The organism is Roseivivax sp. CAU 1753, assembly GCF_054482575.1.
This window is the reverse complement of sequence record NZ_JBTLRF010000001.1, coordinates 1-19,143: the sequence shown is the minus strand read 5'-3', so window position 1 is coordinate 19,143 and position 19,143 is coordinate 1. Positions and strand designations below refer to the sequence as shown.

General features: G+C 66.1%; 17 protein-coding genes, 1 tRNA gene and 1 rRNA gene. 7 read left to right on the top strand and 12 right to left on the bottom strand.

Annotated features, from left to right (window positions below; all coding sequences use genetic code 11):
- Positions 1-5: 5 nt before the first annotated feature.
- The gene (locus ACXYMN_RS00095; protein ID WP_459011330.1) at positions 6-227 is read right to left on the bottom strand and encodes a twin-arginine translocase TatA/TatE family subunit; all 222 of its coding nucleotides are present in this window, start codon (positions 225-227) and stop codon (positions 6-8) included.
- A gap of 223 nt (positions 228-450) precedes the next feature.
- Between ACXYMN_RS00095 and ACXYMN_RS00090 the strand changes: the two genes are divergently transcribed.
- Positions 451-1,122 carry a helix-turn-helix transcriptional regulator gene (locus tag ACXYMN_RS00090; protein ID WP_459011329.1) on the top strand — a complete coding sequence of 224 codons (672 nt, stop codon included), beginning with the start codon at positions 451-453 and terminating at the stop codon, positions 1,120-1,122.
- An 86-nt stretch (positions 1,123-1,208) separates the two neighbouring features.
- On the opposite strand, the gene ACXYMN_RS00085 is transcribed toward ACXYMN_RS00090, so the two are convergent.
- The 4 genes from ACXYMN_RS00085 to ACXYMN_RS00070 all read right to left on the bottom strand — a co-directional run bounded on the left by ACXYMN_RS00085 (position 1,209) and on the right by ACXYMN_RS00070 (position 4,822).
- Complete coding sequence (locus ACXYMN_RS00085) at positions 1,209-2,294, bottom strand: ABC transporter ATP-binding protein (RefSeq protein WP_459011328.1); 1,086 nt, start codon at positions 2,292-2,294, stop codon at positions 1,209-1,211.
- A 72-nt stretch (positions 2,295-2,366) separates the two neighbouring features.
- Complete coding sequence (locus tag ACXYMN_RS00080; RefSeq protein WP_459011327.1) at positions 2,367-2,930, bottom strand: RSP_2648 family PIN domain-containing protein; 564 nt, start codon at positions 2,928-2,930, stop codon at positions 2,367-2,369.
- Positions 2,927-4,123, bottom strand: coding sequence for an RSP_2647 family RNA methyltransferase (locus ACXYMN_RS00075; protein ID WP_459011326.1), 1,197 nt, complete (start codon positions 4,121-4,123; stop codon positions 2,927-2,929). The genes ACXYMN_RS00080 and ACXYMN_RS00075 overlap by 4 nt, the downstream gene beginning before the upstream one ends.
- 36 nt (positions 4,124-4,159) lie before the next feature.
- On the bottom strand, positions 4,160-4,822 hold the full coding sequence (locus tag ACXYMN_RS00070) for a DUF6778 family protein (protein WP_459011325.1): 663 nt from the start codon (positions 4,820-4,822) through the stop codon (positions 4,160-4,162).
- Positions 4,823-5,174: 352 nt separating this feature from the next.
- On the opposite strand from ACXYMN_RS00070, the gene edd reads away from it, so the two are divergent.
- Positions 5,175-6,980, top strand: a complete 1,806-nt coding sequence (edd, locus tag ACXYMN_RS00065) for a phosphogluconate dehydratase (RefSeq protein WP_459011324.1) — start codon at positions 5,175-5,177, stop codon at positions 6,978-6,980.
- A 67-nt stretch (positions 6,981-7,047) separates the two neighbouring features.
- Complete coding sequence (locus ACXYMN_RS00060) at positions 7,048-7,689, top strand: bifunctional 4-hydroxy-2-oxoglutarate aldolase/2-dehydro-3-deoxy-phosphogluconate aldolase (protein WP_459012332.1); 642 nt, start codon at positions 7,048-7,050, stop codon at positions 7,687-7,689.
- Between the two features lie 111 nt (positions 7,690-7,800).
- Here ACXYMN_RS00060 and ACXYMN_RS00055 read toward each other — a convergent pair whose 3' ends face one another.
- The gene (locus ACXYMN_RS00055) at positions 7,801-8,058 is read right to left on the bottom strand and encodes a hypothetical protein (RefSeq protein ID WP_459011323.1); all 258 of its coding nucleotides are present in this window, start codon (positions 8,056-8,058) and stop codon (positions 7,801-7,803) included.
- The gene (locus ACXYMN_RS00050) at positions 8,055-10,838 is read right to left on the bottom strand and encodes a [protein-PII] uridylyltransferase family protein (RefSeq protein ID WP_459011322.1); all 2,784 of its coding nucleotides are present in this window, start codon (positions 10,836-10,838) and stop codon (positions 8,055-8,057) included. Before ACXYMN_RS00050 ends, ACXYMN_RS00055 begins: the two co-directional genes overlap by 4 nt.
- 101 nt (positions 10,839-10,939) lie before the next feature.
- On the opposite strand from ACXYMN_RS00050, the gene ACXYMN_RS00045 reads away from it, so the two are divergent.
- The 4 genes from ACXYMN_RS00045 (at position 10,940) to ACXYMN_RS00030 (ending at position 13,492) form a co-directional block, all read left to right on the top strand.
- Entirely contained in the window at positions 10,940-11,407 is a 468-nt protein-coding gene (locus ACXYMN_RS00045; RefSeq protein ID WP_459011321.1) for a YbaK/EbsC family protein, read from the top strand.
- A 121-nt stretch (positions 11,408-11,528) separates the two neighbouring features.
- Positions 11,529-11,951, top strand: coding sequence for a DUF2852 domain-containing protein (locus tag ACXYMN_RS00040; protein ID WP_459011320.1), 423 nt, complete (start codon positions 11,529-11,531; stop codon positions 11,949-11,951).
- 86 nt (positions 11,952-12,037) lie between these two features.
- A complete protein-coding gene (locus tag ACXYMN_RS00035; protein WP_459011319.1) occupies positions 12,038-12,499 on the top strand; it encodes an RDD family protein in 462 nt (153 codons plus the stop codon).
- 177 nt (positions 12,500-12,676) lie between these two features.
- Positions 12,677-13,492: an arginyltransferase gene (locus ACXYMN_RS00030; RefSeq protein WP_459011318.1), complete on the top strand. Its 816-nt coding sequence runs from the start codon at positions 12,677-12,679 to the stop codon at positions 13,490-13,492.
- A gap of 192 nt (positions 13,493-13,684) precedes the next feature.
- On the opposite strand, the gene ACXYMN_RS00025 is transcribed toward ACXYMN_RS00030, so the two are convergent.
- From ACXYMN_RS00025 to rrf, 5 genes are all read right to left on the bottom strand, one after another.
- Positions 13,685-16,039, bottom strand: a complete 2,355-nt coding sequence (locus ACXYMN_RS00025; protein WP_459011317.1) for a TRAP transporter large permease — start codon at positions 16,037-16,039, stop codon at positions 13,685-13,687.
- A gap of 16 nt (positions 16,040-16,055) precedes the next feature.
- On the bottom strand, positions 16,056-16,997 hold the full coding sequence (locus tag ACXYMN_RS00020; RefSeq protein ID WP_459011316.1) for a TRAP transporter small permease subunit: 942 nt from the start codon (positions 16,995-16,997) through the stop codon (positions 16,056-16,058).
- A gap of 103 nt (positions 16,998-17,100) precedes the next feature.
- The gene (locus tag ACXYMN_RS00015) at positions 17,101-18,189 is read right to left on the bottom strand and encodes a TRAP transporter substrate-binding protein (protein WP_459011315.1); all 1,089 of its coding nucleotides are present in this window, start codon (positions 18,187-18,189) and stop codon (positions 17,101-17,103) included.
- A 365-nt stretch (positions 18,190-18,554) separates the two neighbouring features.
- Positions 18,555-18,631 (bottom strand) — tRNA-Met (locus tag ACXYMN_RS00010).
- Positions 18,632-18,888: 257 nt separating this feature from the next.
- A 5S ribosomal RNA gene (gene rrf, locus ACXYMN_RS00005) occupies positions 18,889-19,003 on the bottom strand.
- Positions 19,004-19,143 lie beyond the last annotated feature (140 nt).

Sequence of the window (19,143 nt, the reverse complement as noted above, 5' to 3'; positions counted from 1 at the left end):
CCGCCTCAGACCTTGTCTTTTTCGGTCTCGGGCGTGACGTCACGCGCCGTCTCGGACTTGTCGTCTTCGTTTTCAAGCTCTTCCGAGCCGTCCTTCACGCCTTTCTTGAAGGCGGTGATGCCTTTGCCGACCTCGCCCATGAGGCTCGAGATCTTGCCCCGGCCAAACAGCACGAGCACGACGACGGCGATGAGAAGAAGGCCCGGAAGGCCGATATTGTTGAGCATGATGCCTCTCCCGATAGGCAGGATGTTCAGACGCGCCAAGCGCCCCGTCCCGCGAAGTTCCTGCAGAGCGGCATAACGATTTCGGCGGCCCCGGAAAAGCGCCAATGCGGCGGAAGGGGCCGCATTCGGGGTGGTGCGGTCGCATTCTTTGCCATTATTCTGTCAGTTGCCAGTTTGATGACAAAACCGGCCGCGCCCGAACCAGCCCCCCGGAGAATCACCGATGCACCGTGCCGACCGGCTTTATGCCCTGATGACCCGCCTCAAGGACGGTCGCCTGCACCGCGCCGAGGATCTGGCGCGGGCGCTGGGTGTGTCGCTTCGGACGATCTATCGCGACATGGACACGCTGGCCGCCTCGGGGGTGCCGATCGAGGGCGAACGCGGGCGCGGATTTACCGCGCGCGCGATGACGACGCTGCCGCCGCTGAACCTGACCGAGGACGAGTTGGAGGCGCTGCACCTAGGCCTGGCGGCGGTCGGAACCGCAGGGATGGACCGCGTTTCGGAGGCGGCAGAGACCCTGTCGCAGAAGATCGAGGCGGTGCTGCCCGAGGATACCGGCATGGCCGCAAAGCGCTTTGGTTTTGCCACCTACCCCTTCGCCGAGGCGGCGGAGGGGTTTCGCCACATGCCGGGCTTTCGGGCCGCGATCCGGGCCCGGCAGAAGCTGCGCATCCGCCTGCGCGACGCGGCGGAGGCGCGCGTGGTGCGGCCGCTGCATCTGGATTACTGGGGCCGGATCTGGACAGCCATCGTCTGGGACGAGACGGCAGGCGATTTCCTGTCGTTCCGCATCGACCGGGTGCAGGAGCTGATGCCCCTGCCCGGCCTCTTCGTCGACGAGCCGGGCAAGCGGCTTGAGGATTACCGGGCCGCCACCGGGCATCGTTGACGGTAAAAGCGACGCCAAAGGCGGCGGCGCCGGAACGCGGCTGTGCCGGTGTGCGGTGGCATGCGGCGGGACCGTGGCGGGTGGCTTCAACCGTCGGCGGGAAAGACAAAGCAACGATCGCGCCGCACCGACAGCCACATCGGCGTGCCCACCTTGGGCAGAAACACGTTCGGCACCGTGGCGCGCAGCACTTCGCGGTCATGCTCCATGCGGAATTCGATAAGGCTTTCGGACCCCATGAAGCGCGCGCGTTCGACGATGCCGCGCGCGGGCGTGCCCTGGATCGCGGTGGGGTTCGGGCCACGGCCCTGCCGGTCAAAGTCGATCGAGACGTGCTGCGGGCGGAACACGATATCCATGCGGGCGCCGTCGGGCACGCCGGGCGCGAGGAACTGGCCGAAGGGCGTGTCGGTCAAAGCACCTTGAACAGTGCCCGTCAACACGTTGATATCCGAAAAGAATGCCACGGCAGCCTTGTCGGCGGGGGCGTTGTAGATGTTGTAGGGCGCGCCGCGCTGCACGATGCGCCCGTCGCGCATGAGCGCGATTTCATCGGCCATGCGCATCGCCTCTTCCGGCTCGTGCGTGACCAGCAGAACGCTGGTGCCTTCCTCTTTCAGAAGCGCCAGCGTCTCGTCGCGGATGCCGTCGCGCAGGCGGTTGTCGAGCCCCGAGAACGGCTCGTCCATCAGCATCACCCGGGGGCGCGGGGCCAGCGCCCGGGCCAGGGCAACGCGCTGCTGTTCGCCGCCGGACAATTCGTGCGGATAGGACGCGATGAAGTGGCCAAGGCCGACGCGGCCCAGCAACTGCTCGACCCGGGCGCGGTTTTCGGACCGGCTGCCATTGAGCCCGAAAGCCACGTTCCGTTCGACCGTCAGATGCGGGAACAGCGCAAAATCCTGAAACATCAGCCCGATCGAGCGGCGTTCGGGGGGAATGCGGAACAGGGTGTCGCAGACCAGCTTGCCATCGACGTAGATCTCGCCCGCGTCCTGCATGTCGACGCCCGCGATCATCCTGAGCGTGGTGGACTTGCCGCACCCCGAGGGCCCGAGCAGACAGGTCACATGGCCGGGCATGATCGACAGCGACACATCGTCCACGACGGTCTTGCCGTCGAAACGGCGGGTAAGGTTGCGGATCTCGAGACGGGGGGCCGGGACTGCCACCGGGGGCGCCTCCTGCAAAGCCTAAGGGAAAACGTCAGGTTCGGTCCGAGCTAACAGCCCAAGGGGCCGGGTTCAAGATGGCCCGGGCGCGGCATCGACCGTCAGGGCCTTGGCGAGGCGCGGCAATTTCGCCTTTTTCAACAGCGCCCGCATCTCCCAGTGCTGGTCCGAAAGGCGGCGCGCCTCGGCCAGGACCTGCGCGCAGACCTCCGCGACACGCCCCGGCGCGGCATGGTAATGGCCCAGCAGGAAGGCGTCGGGATCGGCCCGCGACAAGCCTTCGCCGGCCAAAGGTCCGCGCGGGAAATCCTGCGCGTTGAGGGTCAGGATCACATCCGCCGACCCGGCGATTGCGGCGGCGAGAACGTGGATGTCGTTGGGATCGGGCAGCCAGAGCCGCGTTTCGAGCGACGGCTTCCATGTCACCTCGGCGCGGGGCCACCGGGCGCGCAGGGCCGCGATTTCACCGCGCGCCTGCGCCTCGCCGCCGGGGCCGAGCTTGCGCGCGGCACGGGCCCATTCCTCGAGGATGCGGGCCGACCAGAGCGGCGTGAAGGCCCCCGTCGCCGCGACCCCCAGCAGCACCGACCGCATGACCGTGGGGTACATCACGCAGGTGTCGATCAGAACCTTCAAAGGCGGAAGAACAACGCTTTGAGATAGCCCGATTCGGCCAGTTGCGGCAGCAGCGGGTGATCCGGCCCTGCCCCGCCCGTATGGATCAGCTGCGCATGGCGTCCGGCGCGACCGATGCCGCGCAGGCACGCGCCCTGAAAGGCCGACAGGTCCACCGCATGCGAGCAGGAGCACAGCACAAGGTAGCCGCCCTCCACGACCAGCGGCGCGGCCAGCCGCGCCACCCGTTCATAGGCGCGCAACCCCGGCTCGAGCGCGGCTTTCGCGGGCGCGAAGGCGGGCGGATCGCAGATCACCAGATCGAAGTGCTGCGCCTCTTGCCCGAGGGCTGCCAGCGCGTCGAAGGCATCGCCCTGCCGGGTCTCGAAGCGATCCGCGACCCCCATCGCCGCCGCCCCGGCGCGGGCCAGGGTCAGCGCAGGCTCGGATCCGTCGACGGCCAAAGCGCTTTTGGCACCGCCCGCCAGCGCCGCCAGGGCAAAACCGCCCACATGGGAAAACACATCGAGCACGCGCGCGTCCCGCGCCAGCCGTTGGGCGAAGGCCTGGTTCTGACGCTGGTCGTAAAAGAGCCCGGTCTTCTGGCCGCCGGTCAGATCGGCCATGTAGGTGGCGTTGTTCATCTCCACCGGCAGCGGCGCATCGGGGGCGGCGCCCAGCATCTGCGCATCCACATCGTCGAGCCCTTCGAGCGCGCGCCCGCGCCCGCCCGCGTTCTTGAGGATCGTGGTGACGCCCGTGACCTCTGCCAATGCGGCGCAAAGCGGGTCGATCAGCGCGTCGGCCCAGGCGGCATTGGGCTGGATCACCGCTGTATCGCCGAAGCGGTCGATGATGACGCCGGGCAGCCCGTCGGCCTCGGCATGGATCAGGCGGTAAAAGGGCGCATCATAGAGCCGGTCGCGATGCGACAACGCGCGGGTGAGCCGCGCGGTCAGCCAGGCGGTGTCGATCACCGCCTCGGGATCGGGGTCGAGCATCCGCGCGGCGATCTTCGAGGCGGGCGTGACCCCGACCAGCCCCAGGGGCTTGCGGTCATGGTCCTCGAGCAGGGCGATACTGCCCGGCGGCAGGCCCTTGGCACGACGGTCGAGCACAAGCTCATTGGCGAAAACCCAGGGAAAGCCGCGCCGGATGGCACGGGCATTGGCCTTGGGTTTCAGGCGGATCACGGGATAAGAGGGCGCTGTCATGGCGCCCTCTTATCCAGTCCTGATCGCGGGGGGAAGTCAGCGCACGTAGTTCATCGCCTGAATGACGCCGAGGCTGGCATTTTGGTGCCCGGCCGCGACCGTCAGCTCTGCCAGGAAGGTCTGGCGCAGATGCTCGGTGATGCGGACCTTCTGGGTCTCGCCACGGGCGTCCGCGGCGATGGCACTGGACCCGCCATAAGCTTTAAGGTCGGCCTTCACGGTCTTGATCGGACGCAACAATTCGCCGGTCACCGAATGGTAGATCGCGACATCGAAGACGATGTTGTGAATGCCGCCGGTGGTATAGCGGGCCTTTTCGGTCAGCGCGTGGAAGCGGCGCACCACCACCTTGACGTTGACCGGCACGCCCTCGGTCAGATCCGCCGCGCTTTCCATCAGGCTGGCCTCGAAGATCGCCTTGACCTGCGCGTAACGGTCGCCGCGCGGATCGCCGCGCCAGACGATATCGCCGCGCGGAATGTAGCCGTTGACCTCCGACACCTTGAGGCTGTCGGGCACGCTGACCTCGAAGCCGACCAGCGTCACCGGTGCCAGGGTCTGCGGTTGGGCCGATTGCGGTTCGTACTGCGCTGGCGGCAGGTTCTCGCCGATCGCGTTGCGCGATGCGGTCTCCATGCCGCCACAGGCGGTCAGACCGAGCAGGGCCGCGAAGGCCAGGATGCGCTTTGCCGTTACCATATCGTTCTCCAATCCATCCGTCGCGTCTGCGGCGCCTCTGGCCGCCACGGAACGGCAACCCTTGTCGTCGCGGTGGTTTTGCGACTTCCTTGTGACTGTGGTTCTGCGACACGAATCAGGCCGGATTGCGGCGCGTTAACGTTAATATTCGTGCACGCCTTGTGCTGCCCACGCCCGCCCACGCCCCGCGCGCATCTGCGAGATGCCGCCGGACCGCCATCGAGACCTGCCCGACCGACAACGGAATTGCCTTTACCGTTAGCGCTAACTGCGTTACTCATCCGAAGAAAGAATGCGTCCCTCTCGGGGAAGAAGAAAGAATGCGTCCCTCTCGGGGAAGGAGATCCCGCCCATGACCCTCAATGCCACCATCGCCAAAGTGACCGACCGGATCGAAGAACGCTCGGAGACGCGCCGCGCCACCTATCTCGACCGGATGCGCCGCGCCGCCGAGGAAGGCCCGCGCCGGGCGCACCTGTCCTGCGGCAACCAGGCCCATGCCTATGCCGCGATGGGCGGCGACAAGGACACGCTGGCGGTTGGCCGTGCGCCCAATATCGGGATCGTGACGGCCTATAACGACATGCTGTCGGCGCATCAGCCGTTCGAACGCTACCCCGACGTGATCCGCGCCGCGGCGCGCGATGTCGGTGCCACGGCTCAGGTCGCGGGCGGCGTTCCGGCCATGTGCGACGGGGTCACGCAGGGCCAGGTCGGTATGGAGCTGTCGCTGTTCTCGCGCGATGTGATCGCGCTGGCGGCGGGGGTCGCCCTGTCGCACAACACCTTCGACGCGGCGCTTTACCTTGGCGTCTGCGACAAGATCGTGCCGGGGCTGATCATCGGCGCGGCCACCTTCGGCTATATCCCCGGCATCTTCCTGCCCGCCGGGCCGATGACCTCGGGTCTGCCCAATGACGAAAAGGCGCGCGTGCGCCAGCAATTCGCCGCCGGCGAGATCGGTCGTGACAAGCTGATGGAGGCCGAGATGGCGTCCTATCACGGGCCGGGCACCTGCACCTTCTACGGCACCGCCAATACCAACCAGATGCTGATGGAGTTCATGGGCCTGCACCTGCCGGGCGCGTCCTTCGTCAACCCCAACACGCCGCTGCGCGAGGCGCTGACCGTGGCGGGCACCGAACGCGCCGCCGAGATCACGGCGCTCGGCAACGATTACCGCCCGGTCTGCGACATCCTCGACGCCAAGGCCTTCGTCAACGGCATGGTGGGGCTGATGGCCACGGGCGGGTCCACCAACCTGGTGCTGCACCTGCCCGCCATGGCGCGCGCCGCGGGGATCGAACTGACCCTCGAGGACTTCAACGAAATCTCGAACGCGGTGCCGCTGATGGCGAAGGTCTATCCCAACGGCCTGGCGGATGTGAACCACTTCCACGCCGCGGGCGGGCTGTCCTTCATGATCGGCGACCTGCTGAAATCGGGCCTGCTGCACGCGGACGTGAAAACCGTCGCGGGCGACGGGCTGTCGCTCTACACCCAGGAACCGCAGCTCAAGAACAACCGCGTGGTCTATGCGGCCGGCGCGGGCGTCAGCCAGAACGACAAGATCCTGCGCCCGGCGGAGGATCCGTTCCAGAAGACCGGCGGCCTGCAGCAGCTTCACGGCAATCTCGGGCGCGGCATGATGAAGACATCGGCGGTCGCCCCCGAGCGCCACGTGATCGAGGCCCGGGCCCGCGTCTTTCAGGACCAGCATTCCGTCAAGGCCGCCTTCAAGGCCGGTGAATTTACCGAAGACACGGTGGTGGTGGTGCGCTTCCAGGGCCCCTCGGCCAACGGCATGCCGGAATTGCACTCGCTGACCCCGATCCTCGCGGTGCTGCAGGATCGCGGCCTCAAGGTGGCGCTGGTCACCGACGGGCGGATGTCGGGGGCCTCGGGCAAGGTGCCGTCCTGCATCCACCTGTCCCCCGAGGCGGCAAAGGGCGGCCCGCTCGCGCGTGTGCGCGACGGCGACACGATCCGGGTCGATGCCACCCGGGGCGAGATCACCTGCCTTGCGGCGGATTTCGACAGTCGCGACCCCGCCCGGGCCGACCTCAGCGACAACGGCCACGGCGTCGGGCGCGAGTTGTTCGAAGCCTTCCGCCAGAATGTCGGGCTCGCCTCCGACGGTGCGGCGGTTGTGGTCTGACCACCCCCGCCCCTTTCCATTTCACAAATACGCGCCTTTGCGTCTCCAACATGCGGAACAGCCGATGATCACACCCCAAGATGCCAGCCGCGCCTCTGAACGCCTCTGCAAGCTGGCCCCCGTCATTCCGGTCCTCGTGATCGACGACCTCGCCCATGCCCGTCCCCTCGCCGAGGCGCTGGTGGCAGGCGGCCTGCCCGTGCTCGAGGTGACGCTGCGCACGCCCATAGCCCTCGAGGCGATCGCCGAAATGGCACAGGTCGAGGGCGGCGTGGTCGGGGCCGGAACGCTGCTGACACCACAGGATGTCGAAAAGGCCGTGGCGGCGGGGGCGAAGTTCGGCGTCTCTCCGGGGGCGACCGATACGATTCTTGCCGCCTGCGAAGCCGCCGACCTGCCGCTGCTTCCCGGCGTCGCCACCGCGACCGAGGTCATGCACCTGCTTGAGCGCGGGTATACGGTGCAGAAGTTCTTTCCCGCCGAGGCCAATGGCGGCGCGAAAGCCCTCAAGGCCATCGGTGCGCCGCTGCCGCAGGTGCGCTTCTGCCCCACCGGCGGCGTGTCACTGAAAAATGCGCCGGACTATCTGGGGCTGTCGAACACGCTCTGCGTCGGCGGGTCCTGGGTCGCGCCCAGCGACCTGATGCAGGCCGGCGACTGGGACGGCATTACCGCCCTGGCGCGCGAGGCCGCCGCTCTGCCGCGCTGACCCCGAGGTCCCGGGTCAGGCCCGGGACAGACACCCGCGCCGTCCGACGCGACCGCCCCGGACCCCGATCCGGGGCCTCGTGGGCGCTGTGCCGTCGTGCCGCCCTGCCCGTCAGTGCCTGGCCCGCCAGCCGCCGCGACGCCGCGGCGCGCCCAGCGTTGCCAGCCCCTCTTCCAGCACCCGGGTCATGGGATGGCCGGACTGGCCGTATCGCGCCAGCATCGCCCGGATCGCGACCGCGTTGTCGGTCTCGACCGGCAGGCCCAGCACCCAATCCAGGAAGATGGTGCGGCAATCCTCGATGCCGATCCCGTCGATCCGGTAGGCTTCGCGGATCAACCCCCTGGGGTCGTGGTCGATGGCGGTCATGTCGTCGATCCCGTCTGCAAGACCGCGTCGACGATGCGGCCCGCGGTTTCGGTGCGCTGCGTCAATTGTGCGACCAGCGCATCGGTCGTGTCGAATTCGGTCAGCCGCAGCAGAAAATCCACCGCCCCGCCACCGGCCTCTTCGGGATCGAATGCGCCCTCGCTGACGAGCCGCGCGCCGATCTGCAGCGCCCAGAGACAGCGATAGGTCGCCACGAGGGTCTCGGCGTCGGCGTCCGGCAAGAGACCTGCCTCTGCCAGCGCGCGCAGCCCCTCGGGCACGCCGCGCGGCGTCTTTGCGGACAACAGCGCGCCGACCTGCGCGATGAGCTCGATCTCCTGCAGGCGACCGCGCCCGATCTTGGGATCCCAGACTGCGCCTGCCCCCTTGGCGGCGGCGATCCGCGCGCGCATGTCGGCCACCTCGACCAGCGCCTTGCCCCGGTCGATCGGCTTCGACAGCAGCTCGGCGCGGAACGCCTCGACCGTCGCCCCGAGCGCGGCCTCGCCCGCCACGAACCGCGCGCGCGTCAGCGCCATGTGTTCCCAAAGCCAGGCCTGGGTTTCCTGATATTCGCGAAACGCGGGAAAGGCGGTGGCCACCGGGCCCTGGTTGCCCGAGGGCCGCAGCCGCATATCCATCTCGTAGACCCGGCCCTCGGCCATGGGCGCGGTGATCGCCGCCACCAGCGCCTGCGTGAGCCGCGCATAGTAAGCCCTTGTTGCCAATGGCTTCTTGCCATCTGATTCCGCCACGCCATCGGCATCGTAGATCACGATCACGTCGAGATCCGAGCGCGCGTGAAGCTGGCGCGCGCCCAGCGACCCCATGCCGAGCACAACCGCCCCCTTGCCCGGCGGCGCGCCGTAGCGGCGGGAAAATTCCGCCACCACCACGGGCCAGAGCGCCGCCAGCGACGCCTCCGCCACGTCGGCATATTGGCGGGCGGCCTCACGCGGGGTGGAAAGCCCGCGCAACAGGTGCACACCGGCCCGGAAGTGCCATTCCTTGCCCCAGCGCCGGGCAGCGTCGAGACGGCGTTCGTAATCGTCTTCCCGCGCCAGCAATTCGGCCAAGGCCGCGCGCAGGGCATCAAGCCCCGGCCAATCGGCGAAGAAATCGCCGCCGATGACCGCATCGAACACTTGCGCATTGCGTGAAAGATACCGCGCAAGGTCCGGAGATGTCGCGACAATATCCACAAGAAGGTCGATAAGCTGCGGGTTCGCCTCAAACAGCGAGAACAGCTGCACACCCGCGGGCAACCCTTCCAGAAAGCCGTCGAAGGCGACCAGCGCCTCTTGCGGACGCGCGGCCTTTTGCAGCCGCTTCAGGATGTCCGGCTTCAGCCGGTCGAAGATCGTCTCGGCGCGGGCCGAGCGCATGGCGGCATAGGACGGCCACCGGGCAAGGATGTCCTTGCCGAAATCGATCTCCTGGGCGTCGTGATCTTCGGTGGTGTCGGGCTTGAAGAAGCCTTCGGTGGCCCCGTGCGTTTCTTCGAGTCGTCTCTTGATTTCGCCCTTCAAGTCCTTGGAATCCTTTCCCATAAGGCACGCCAGCCGGTCGAATCCTTCGTCGGAATTCGGCAACAGATGGGTCTGGGAATCGTGGATCATCTGGACCCGGTGCTCGACCTCGCGATGGGCCCGGTAGTGATCCGACAAGGTGTCCGCCAACGTCTTGGGAATCCAGTCCTTTTCCGCCAGGCGATGCAGACTTTCGACGGTGCCGCGCAGGCGCAGGTCCGGGTCGCGACCGCCGGCGATGATCTGCTGGGTCTGGGTGAAGAACTCGATCTCGCGGATGCCGCCGCGCCCGAGCTTCATGTTGTGGCCGGGCAGCGTGATCGGGCCGCCCAGCCCCTTGTGCTTGCGGATGCGCAACCGCATGTCGTGGGCGTCCTGGATCGCGGCGAAATCGAGGTGGCGGCGCCAGACAAAGGGGGTCAGCGTGGTCAGGAAGCGCGCGCCCGCCTCCACATCCCCCGCCGCGGCGCGGGCCTTGATATAGGCGGCGCGTTCCCAGGTGCGGCCGAGGCTTTCGTAATAGCGCTCGGCGGCCTCCATCGCCAGGCAGACCGGGGTGACCGCCGGGTCGGGCCGCAGGCGCAGGTCAGTGCGGAAGACATAGCCTTCGCCGGTCGGATCGGACAGCATCTGCGACATCTTGCGGGTGGCGCGCACAAAGCTCGACCGGGCGTCGTGATAGTCCGCCGGATCGAACCGGGTCTCGTCAAACAGGCAGATCAGGTCGATATCGGAGGAATAGTTCAGCTCGCCCGCGCCCATCTTGCCCATGGCCAGCGCGACCATGCCACCGGCCCGGGGAATGTCATCCTCGGTGGCGCCGGGCAGTTTTCCACGGCGGATCTCGGCCCCGACGGTGGCCTCGAGCGCCAGTTGCACCGACAGGTCGGCAAAGGTGGTCAGCGCGCCGGTGACGGCTTCGAGCGGCCAGACACCGCCCAGGTCGGCCAGTGCAATCAACAGCGCCACCCGGCGCTTGGCCTGCCGCAGATCATCGGCGCGGGTGTCGGGCGGGGCCGTGCGCAGGGCCGCGAACAGCGTCGGCAGGGCGGCATCGACGTCGTCGAGCGCGCCTTCGAGCCAGTCGTGCTCTTTCTCGATCAGGGCGCGCAGATAGGGGCTGGAGCCTGCGGTGCCCGACAGAAGATCGGCAATCGGGCCAGAGGCCCAGGCGGCGGCGGTCAAGGCGTCCCGGCCCTGGTCGGGGCTGAAGGGACGCGGGCAGCGGGTCATGCGAGAAGCGAAATCCATACGCCGACTTGGCCATGCGCCGCGCAAAAGCGCAACGGCTACGTCAGCTTGCACAGGCAAAAGCGGTGGCGTTTCATGCGTCGGGACAATGGAGGGTGTTCATGAGCAAGAGCATGATGCGGGTGCGACGGGCACTGGACGCGGGCGGGGTCGCGCCGGATATCCGCGAGGTGGGTCAGGCCCGAAGTGCCGCGGACGCGGCGGCGTCGATCGGCTGCGACGTCGACCAGATCGTGAAATCCATCATCTTCCGCGCCGAGCGGACCGGCCGGGCGGTGATGTTTCTCACGGCGGGCGGCCACCGGGTCAACGATGCCAAGGCCAGCGCCCTGGCGGGCACCGCCCTGGGCAAGGCCGATGCGGCGCTGATCCGGGCGCAGACCGGCTTTGCCATCGGCGGGGTCGCCCCGATCGGACATCTTGCGCCGATCGCGACCTGGATCGACCCGCATCTGCTGACATTCGACGTGGTCTGGGCCGCCGCGGGCACGCCGCGGCATGTGGTCTGCCTGACGGGTACGGATCTGCTGCGGCTGACCGGTGCCATTTGGGCGGATTTTACCGATTGAGCGGAAAAATGTAAAAAGTATTCACATCGCGTCTTGAAACCGGGTCGCGGAATGCCGATCTGTTGTAATGTGAAAGGCATTTACATCGCAATCCCGCGATGAAGCCGAGATGGAGACCGACATGAGCATTGCCGCCGAACCCCACACGCTTCCCGCCAATGCGGGTTGGCTGAGCCGATCCGAGGCGTGGCTCGACCAGAAGGGCAAGTTTGCCTGGATGATCGCCATGATCCTGGGCTTCGTGTTCTTCTGGCCCGTGGGCCTTGCCCTTCTCGCCTACATGATCTGGAGCAAACGCATGTTTTCCTGTTCTTCCCGCCGCACCTCGACCACGCGCCACGCCTTTTCGGCGATGAAGCCTTCTGGCAACATGGCGTTCGACGCCTACAAGTCCGAAACGCTGCGCCGCCTGGAGCAGGAGCAGGCCGAATTCGAAAGCTTCCTCAAGCGGCTGCGTGATGCCCGCGACAAGGCCGAGTTCGACCAGTTCATGGATGACCGCAAGACCCGCGCCGATGGCGACACACCGCCCGAAAGCGCCTGAACAATTGCAGTGGGCCCCGCATTCCGGGGCCCGTTGACCCCGACACCGCACCGTTTGACGCCGTGCCAGCCGCGCAAGGAGCCCCCATGACGACCGTCCATTATCATCGGCCCGATCCCGGCCATCTGCCCGACCCGGTACGCCAGCCGGAGTTCTATGACAGCGTGACGCTGAAGCGGTTCGTGGCGTGGATCATCGACACCGTTTTCGTGGCCATCATCATGGTGCCCATCATGGTCATGACCCTTGGCATCGCGCTGTTCTTCCTGCCGGTGATCTGGTTTGCCGTCAGCTTCACCTATCGCTGGGTGACGCTGGCCACCGGATCGGCCACCTGGGGCATGCGGGCGATGTCGATCGAGTTGCGCGACGCCTATGCCAACCGGCTCGATCCGGCCACGGCCTTCCTGCATACGCTGGGCTATGCGCTGTCGGTGGCGACGGCCATCGTGCAGCTGGGCTCGATCCTGCTGATGCTGTCGACCGAGCGTAAGCAGAGCCTGACCGACCTGGTCCTGGGCACGGTGATGATCAACTGCCGCGCCTAAGCCGGGTGCCGCCCCGGGCCGGTCCGTGGCCGGTCTGCTGCGACCCCGGGCCGGGCCGGGGCAGTCCCGGACCGGCGGGCACATGCACCGAAAGCCCGCGCTTTTGAGGTCTTGGCGACCCGGAATTTCATTGTTACCGTCGCCATTGTCTCAGCAACGTCCCGGACCCACCGATCCATGCGCCATTCGCTGCCCCTGGCACCGCAGTTCTATGTTACCGCGCCGCAGCCCTGTCCGTATCTGGACGGTCGGATGGAGCGGAAGCTGTTTACCGCGTTGCAGGGACCGCAGGCCGAACGGCTGAACGATTCGCTGTCCAAGCAGGGCTTCCGGCGGTCGCAGAACGTGCTCTACCGGCCATCCTGTTCGGACTGTTCGGCCTGCCTGTCGGCGCGCATCGACGTGTCGAAGTTTCAGCCGTCGAAAAGCCAGCGCCGCACGCTCAACCGCAACGACCATCTGTTGCGCCGCGCCACCAGCCCCTGGGCGACCGAAGAGCAATACAGCCTGTTCCGGCGCTATCTGGATGCGCGGCACGCCGATGGCGGCATGGCCGACATGGACATCTTCGAATTTGCCGCGATGGTCGAGGAAACCCCGATCCGCAGCCGCGTGGTCGAATACATGGACCGCGAGAGCGAGCAGCTGACCGCCGTTTGCCTGACCGACGTGCTCGATGACGGGCTGTCGATGGTCTATTCCTTCTACGAGCCCGACCTGCCGAGGCAATCGCTGGGGGCCTACATGATCGTCGATCATGTCGACCTCGCGCGCGAGGCCAACCTGCCCTATGTCTATCTTGGCTACTGGGTGCCGGGCAGCCAGAAGATGGGGTACAAGCGCAATTTTGCCGGGCTCGAGGTGTTTCGCCATGGTGCGTGGGAGTTGCTGACCGGGCAAGAGGATTTCAGCGACGAGCTGGAGCCGCACGGCACCGACCCCATCGCCGAGCAGGTCGCCAATATCTCGTTGCCGGACACCACGACGCGCTAGGCGCGATTTGCAGGACCGGGGCCATCAAGGCCGGTGGCCATGTGCGGGCACATCCCCCCTGACGGAAGCGCGAAGGCATGGCGTCCGGCCACCGGGCGGGCGCGCCTGCCCCGGATTACCGGGATGCCCGATGCAAAACCGCCGACCCACGCAGGTGGATCGGCGGTTTTTCTTTTCTGCGGTTGCGCCGGCTCAGTTCGGGATCAGGTCGGGCACGATGGTCACGATGCCCGGGAAGAACCACAGGATCGCGAGGCCGAGGACCTGGATCAGCACGAAGGGCGCGACGCCGCGATAGATGTGGCCGGTGGTGACCTCTTTCGGGGCGACGCCGCGCAGGTAGAACAGCGCAAAGCCGAAGGGCGGTGTCAGGAACGAGGTTTGCAGGTTCACCGCGATCATGATGGTCACCCATTTCGGATCGAAAGACCCGCCATAGATCACCGGTCCGACGATGGGCACGACGATGTAGATGATCTCGAGGAAGTCGAGAACGAAGCCCAGCACGAACAGCACCAGCATCACGATCAGGAAGACCTTGAACTCGTTGTCGAAGCTTTGCAGGAATTGCTGGATGTAGTGTTCACCCCCGAAGGAGATCACCACGAGGTTGAGAAGCTGCGAGGCGATCAGGATGGTGAAGACCATCGAGGTCACCTTGGCGGTCTCGCGCACCGCAGGCGTCAGCACGCCGCCCGCGAACAGCACCCAGCAGGCATAGAGCAGGCCGAAGAACGCAAACAGATACGCGCCGTAGGCCAGAAAGAATCCGAACCAGGATTCCGCGGAGACCGACTCGATGTTGATGCGCAGGTCGAAGTTGATGCCGATCAGGATCATCGCGATCACCGCCAGCGTCGACCAGGTGATGATCCACGGATCCTTGCCCTGCTCGCTCAGCTTTCGGTAGGCCGCGAGCATGATCGCGCCGGCCGCGCCGAGGGCTGCAGCGGGCGTCGGGTTGGTGATGCCGCCGAGGATCGAGCCCAGCACCGCGATGATCAGCACCAGCGGCGGGAAGACCACGCGGATCAGTTCGTTCCGGCCCATGCGGGCGGCGGCGTGTTTCACCCCCCAGAGCGCCACCAGCGACGGCGGCACGATCCAGGCCAGGGTCGCCAGCACCGAGGTGGTGGGCCCGAGGATCACGATATCGACCAGCAGCAGCGCCAGCGTCCCGAGCGCGCCCGCGATCAGCGGCAAGGGTTCGTCGATGGGCGCGACACCGCGACCCACGGACAGCATCAGGCCGAAGAACAGCGCGATCAGGGCGATGCCGGTGCCGATCGGGGCGGCGTCGGCGATCTGCGCGGCGCGGGCGGCCTCGATCTGTTCGGCCGTGCGCCGTTCGCTCGAGACGCCGGTGCCGGATTCGGCGATGGCGGCCTGTTCGGCGACGGCCCGGTCCCAGGCTTTCTGGCCGTGCAGGTCGATCATCGAGGCCTGGCAGGCCGGACCGACATTGGTGCGCAGCGACGCGGTTTCGCCCGAGGTGGTGAAGCTGTCGACCTGCGTCGATTGCGACCCGACGAGGTTGACGTTTGACAGAAGGATAGTGCCGACGATCAGGGCCACGGGCACCATCAGGAACCATGTCAGCTTTTCGCCGCGGGTGATGACCTCGCCCGTGGCTTCGCCCATCGCGACCGCGGGGGCCTTTGACGGGTTCAGCAGCGCGTAGCCGAAGGCATAGGCCGCATAGAGGAAGGCCAGCAGGATGCCGGGCAGCAGCGCCGCCTGGAACAGCGTGCCGACCGACACCACCGCCGGTTCGCCGAGATAGGTCAGCGCATCGGTGCAGCCCGCAAGCTGGGCGCGGTTTTCCTGCGCGGCGGAATAGAGGTCCCCGGCCAGCGTGCCCAGAAGCACGATCACGATGGACGGCGGGATGATCTGGCCCAGCGTGCCGCTGGCGGCGATGACGCCGGTGGCCAGTTCGGGCGAGTAGTTGTTGCGCAGCATCGTGGGCAGGGCCAGAAGGCCCATGGTGACCACGGTCGCGCCGACGATCCCGGTCGAGGCGGCAAGGAACGCCCCCACCACCACGATGGACACAGCCAGACCGCCGGGCAGCGGGCCGAAGACCCGCGCCATGGTGGTCAAGAGGTCGTTGGCGATCTTCGAACGTTCGAGCACGATGCCCATCAGCACGAACATCAGCACCGCCAGCAGCGTCTCGATGGACTGGCCCGCAAGCACGCGTTCGTTGATGCGGTTGACGATGAAGGACACGTTGCGGTCAAGCGCGGTCTGCCAGCCATTCTCGAACACGCCGGTGGCGATGCGCGGCAGGTCCGGATGGGTGAAGACCGAGATGGCCTTGGCATTGGCGCCCTCGGCCACGGTTGCCGCGAACTCTGCCGAGCTGGTGTCGAGCGCCTGGTGGATGAGCAGCCCCGCGCTGTCGAGCGCCGCGATGATCCCGAAGGAAATGACCCCGGCGCCGCCGATGGCGAAGGCCACCGGGAAGCCCGACAGGATGGCCGAGAAAAGCGTGATGAAGACGATGATCAGGCCGATTTCGACCCCGTCCAGTCCGAAAAGCATGTTCTGTCCCCTGCCCTTAGATATCGACGCGGTGCGCGTGCACTTCGACCGGATCTTCCAGCACGTCGATGTCGAGATATTTGTCCTCGCTTTCAGGCCCTTCCTTCCACTCGAGATAGGAGCGGTAGAAGAACGCGATGGCTTGCAGGAAGATCAGGCCCGCGATCGCCAGGAGGAGGATCTTGAATAGGAAATAGGCGGTGAAGCCGTTCGGGCTGAAGCCGATCGTCTCGACGTTCCAGCGCATCGCACGGGCCTTCATCACCAGCCGTTCCAGCGTGTCGGACGCCGACGGCTTGGGCACGATGAGGTGCCGCCACATGAAGAACCAGGCATACATCCAGATCAGCACCGCCATCGGCATCATGAAAAACAGGCTGCCCAGCATGTCGATCACGCGCTTGGCGCGGAAACTGACCGAGGCATAGACCAGGTCGACGCGCACATGGCCCTTCTGAACGAAGGTGTAGGTCAGGCAGAGCGCCACGACCAAAGCGTTGTAAAGTTTGAGTTCTTCGGCCCACCAAGAGATGTCGAAGGTCAGCGGAATGCCCAGACCGAACGAGATGTCGGGCCGGGTGAAGATGCGCTGCATGAAGACGATCACCACCTGCTGGATGACCATCAGAAGCCCCGCCCAGGCGAAGACGCGGCCAAGCACATTGGCCAGCCCCTCGAGCCCGATGACGGTGGCCCACATGACCTTGTTGTTCCAGAGCCCGACCGCCGTCAGCACGAGAAAGGCGGTGAAGACCACAAAGAAGAAATCCGACGATCCGCCGTAGAAGACGAAGCGCATGACCGATTCCTTGTCGGACCAGTCAAGCCAGAGCCCGGGATGGGTGATCGCATAGCCGAGGTTGTAGAAGGCCATCGCGATATTTCCGAGCACCCAGACGATGCCGGAGCCAAGTGCTGCAAACGCATCGCCAAGGCCGATTGCTGCGTCCTGTTCCATATGTCCCCCCTCCCCGGTCTCGCGTGCCGGAGCTATCCCTGTTCCATCATCGCGAAAGGGCCCCGGCAAGTGCGGGGCCCTCGGTGTCGTTCAGACCTGGGGCTCAGCCCTCGCCCAGCACGCGCACGCGCTGTTCGACGTAGTAGCCGTCGGACTTGTTGATCCATGCTGCCGAAGACGCAAGGCTCTTGTCAAAGGACTCGCGGATCTTGGCGAACAGCTCATCGCCCATGTTCTCGTCCATCACCTCTTTCGAGGCCACGCCGAACGCATCCCACACGTCGTCGGGGAATTGCAGGGTCTGGACGCCCTGGCTTTGCAGACGCGCAAGGGCGGCACCGTTATTGGCCAGCGTTTCCGCCAGCTGATAGTGCGTCACCGCCTGCGAAGCGATGTTGAGAATGTTCTGGTGCTTTTCGGACAGATCGTTCCAGACATCGAGGTTGACCGAAGAGGCCAGCGCCGAGCCCGGCTCGTGGAAGCCCGCGGTGTAGTAGATCTTGGCCACTTCCTGGAAGCCCGCGCGCTCGTCCGCCATCGGGCCGACCCACTCGAGACCGTCCAGCGCGCCCGAGGACAGCGCCTGGTAGAGTTCGCCGCCGGGGATGTTCTGGACCGATGCGCCCAGCTTGCCCAGGACCTGACCGCCAAGGCCCGGCATGCGGAACTTGAGGCCGTTGAAGTCTTCGGCGGACTTGATCTCGTTGCGGAACCAGCCACCGGACTGCGACCCGGAGTTGCCCGAGATCAGGCCCTTGAGGTTGAAGATCGACCCCAGCTCGTCGTGCAGCTCCTGGCCGCCGCCGTGGTGATACCAGTTGGCCACTTCCTGCGCGGTGCCACCGAACGGCACGGCGGTGAAGAAGGCGTAGGCCGGGTGCTGGCCGACGAAGTAGTAGTCAGCCGAGTGGTACATGTCGGCCTGGCCGGACGAGACCGCGTCGAACACCTCAAGCGCGCCCACAAGCTCGCCCGGGGCCTTCTTGTCGATGGTCAGCTCGCCGTCGGACAGCTTGTTGACGTAATCCACGAGGTAGCTGGCCGCATCGTCCAGCACCGCAAAACCGCGGGGCCAGGATGTGACCATGGTGAGGGTCCGCTGGCCCTGCGCGTATGCCGGTGCGGCAAGCGTCGAAGCCGCGGCAGCCGAGCCGCCCAGTGCGGACGTTCTCAGAAATGAACGACGATCCATGTGGTTCCTCCCATTGAATGGCCCGGGAGTTGTCGGCGGCACTGCCCGCAGGCAGCGCTGATGTCCGATCGACCCCTCCCCGGCGGATCGTTAAGTGCCGCGACCCTAGCGGCAGGTTTCCGCTTGCGGAATACCCATTGCTACGGAGAAAGCCCGAAATTCGCAAAAAATATTGCAGGATGTTGGTGAATTGTACCGGGGCACAGTGTCCGTCACGGCCGGAACCAGGGCCCGGCCCGACCCGGCGCCAGCCCGCGCTCGAGAGTTGATGCATTGGGTCAATGCCGCCGCGCAAGGCGTTGAAACGCCCTGTCATTTACGGGCGCTGGTTGCCTGGTGTGTGGGGGTTGGTTGATTTGGGGTTTTGGTTGCGGGAGTAGGATTTGAACCTACGACCTTCAGGTTATGAGCCTGACGAGCTACCGGACTGCTCCATCCCGCGACATTTGTTCGGGCTACCGCTTGCGCTGCTTGAGCCCTGGTTGTTCGGGCTACTGCTTGCGCTGCTTGAGCCCTGGTTGTTTGGGCTACTGCTTGCGCTGCTTGAGCCCTGGTTGTGTGGGCGGTGCGTTGGTTTGCGGTTGCCCTGATATCGCGACGTTTGTGTGTCGCGGGTCCTGAGATCGTTTCGAGAGATACGGGTTTGTCTGCGCTACCGCGTTGCTGCTTGAGCGCGGGTATTTTTCTGGGTTTTGCTAGGTTTGGCGGCGACCTACTCTCCCACGTCTTGAGACGCAGTACCATTGGCGCGACGGCACTTAACGGCCGGGTTCGGAATGGAGCCGGGTGTTTTGCTCGTGCTATGACCACCAAACCGAGTAAAACCCAGATCCGCGCCCTTTGGGCGCGGAGTGCGAGGCAGCGTATTTGCTAGCAAATGCGCGTTCGCACACCCTTGCCATTCCGGGTGCGGGTATCGGCCTTCTGATGAAGGCCTGCAATCAACGTTTTCGC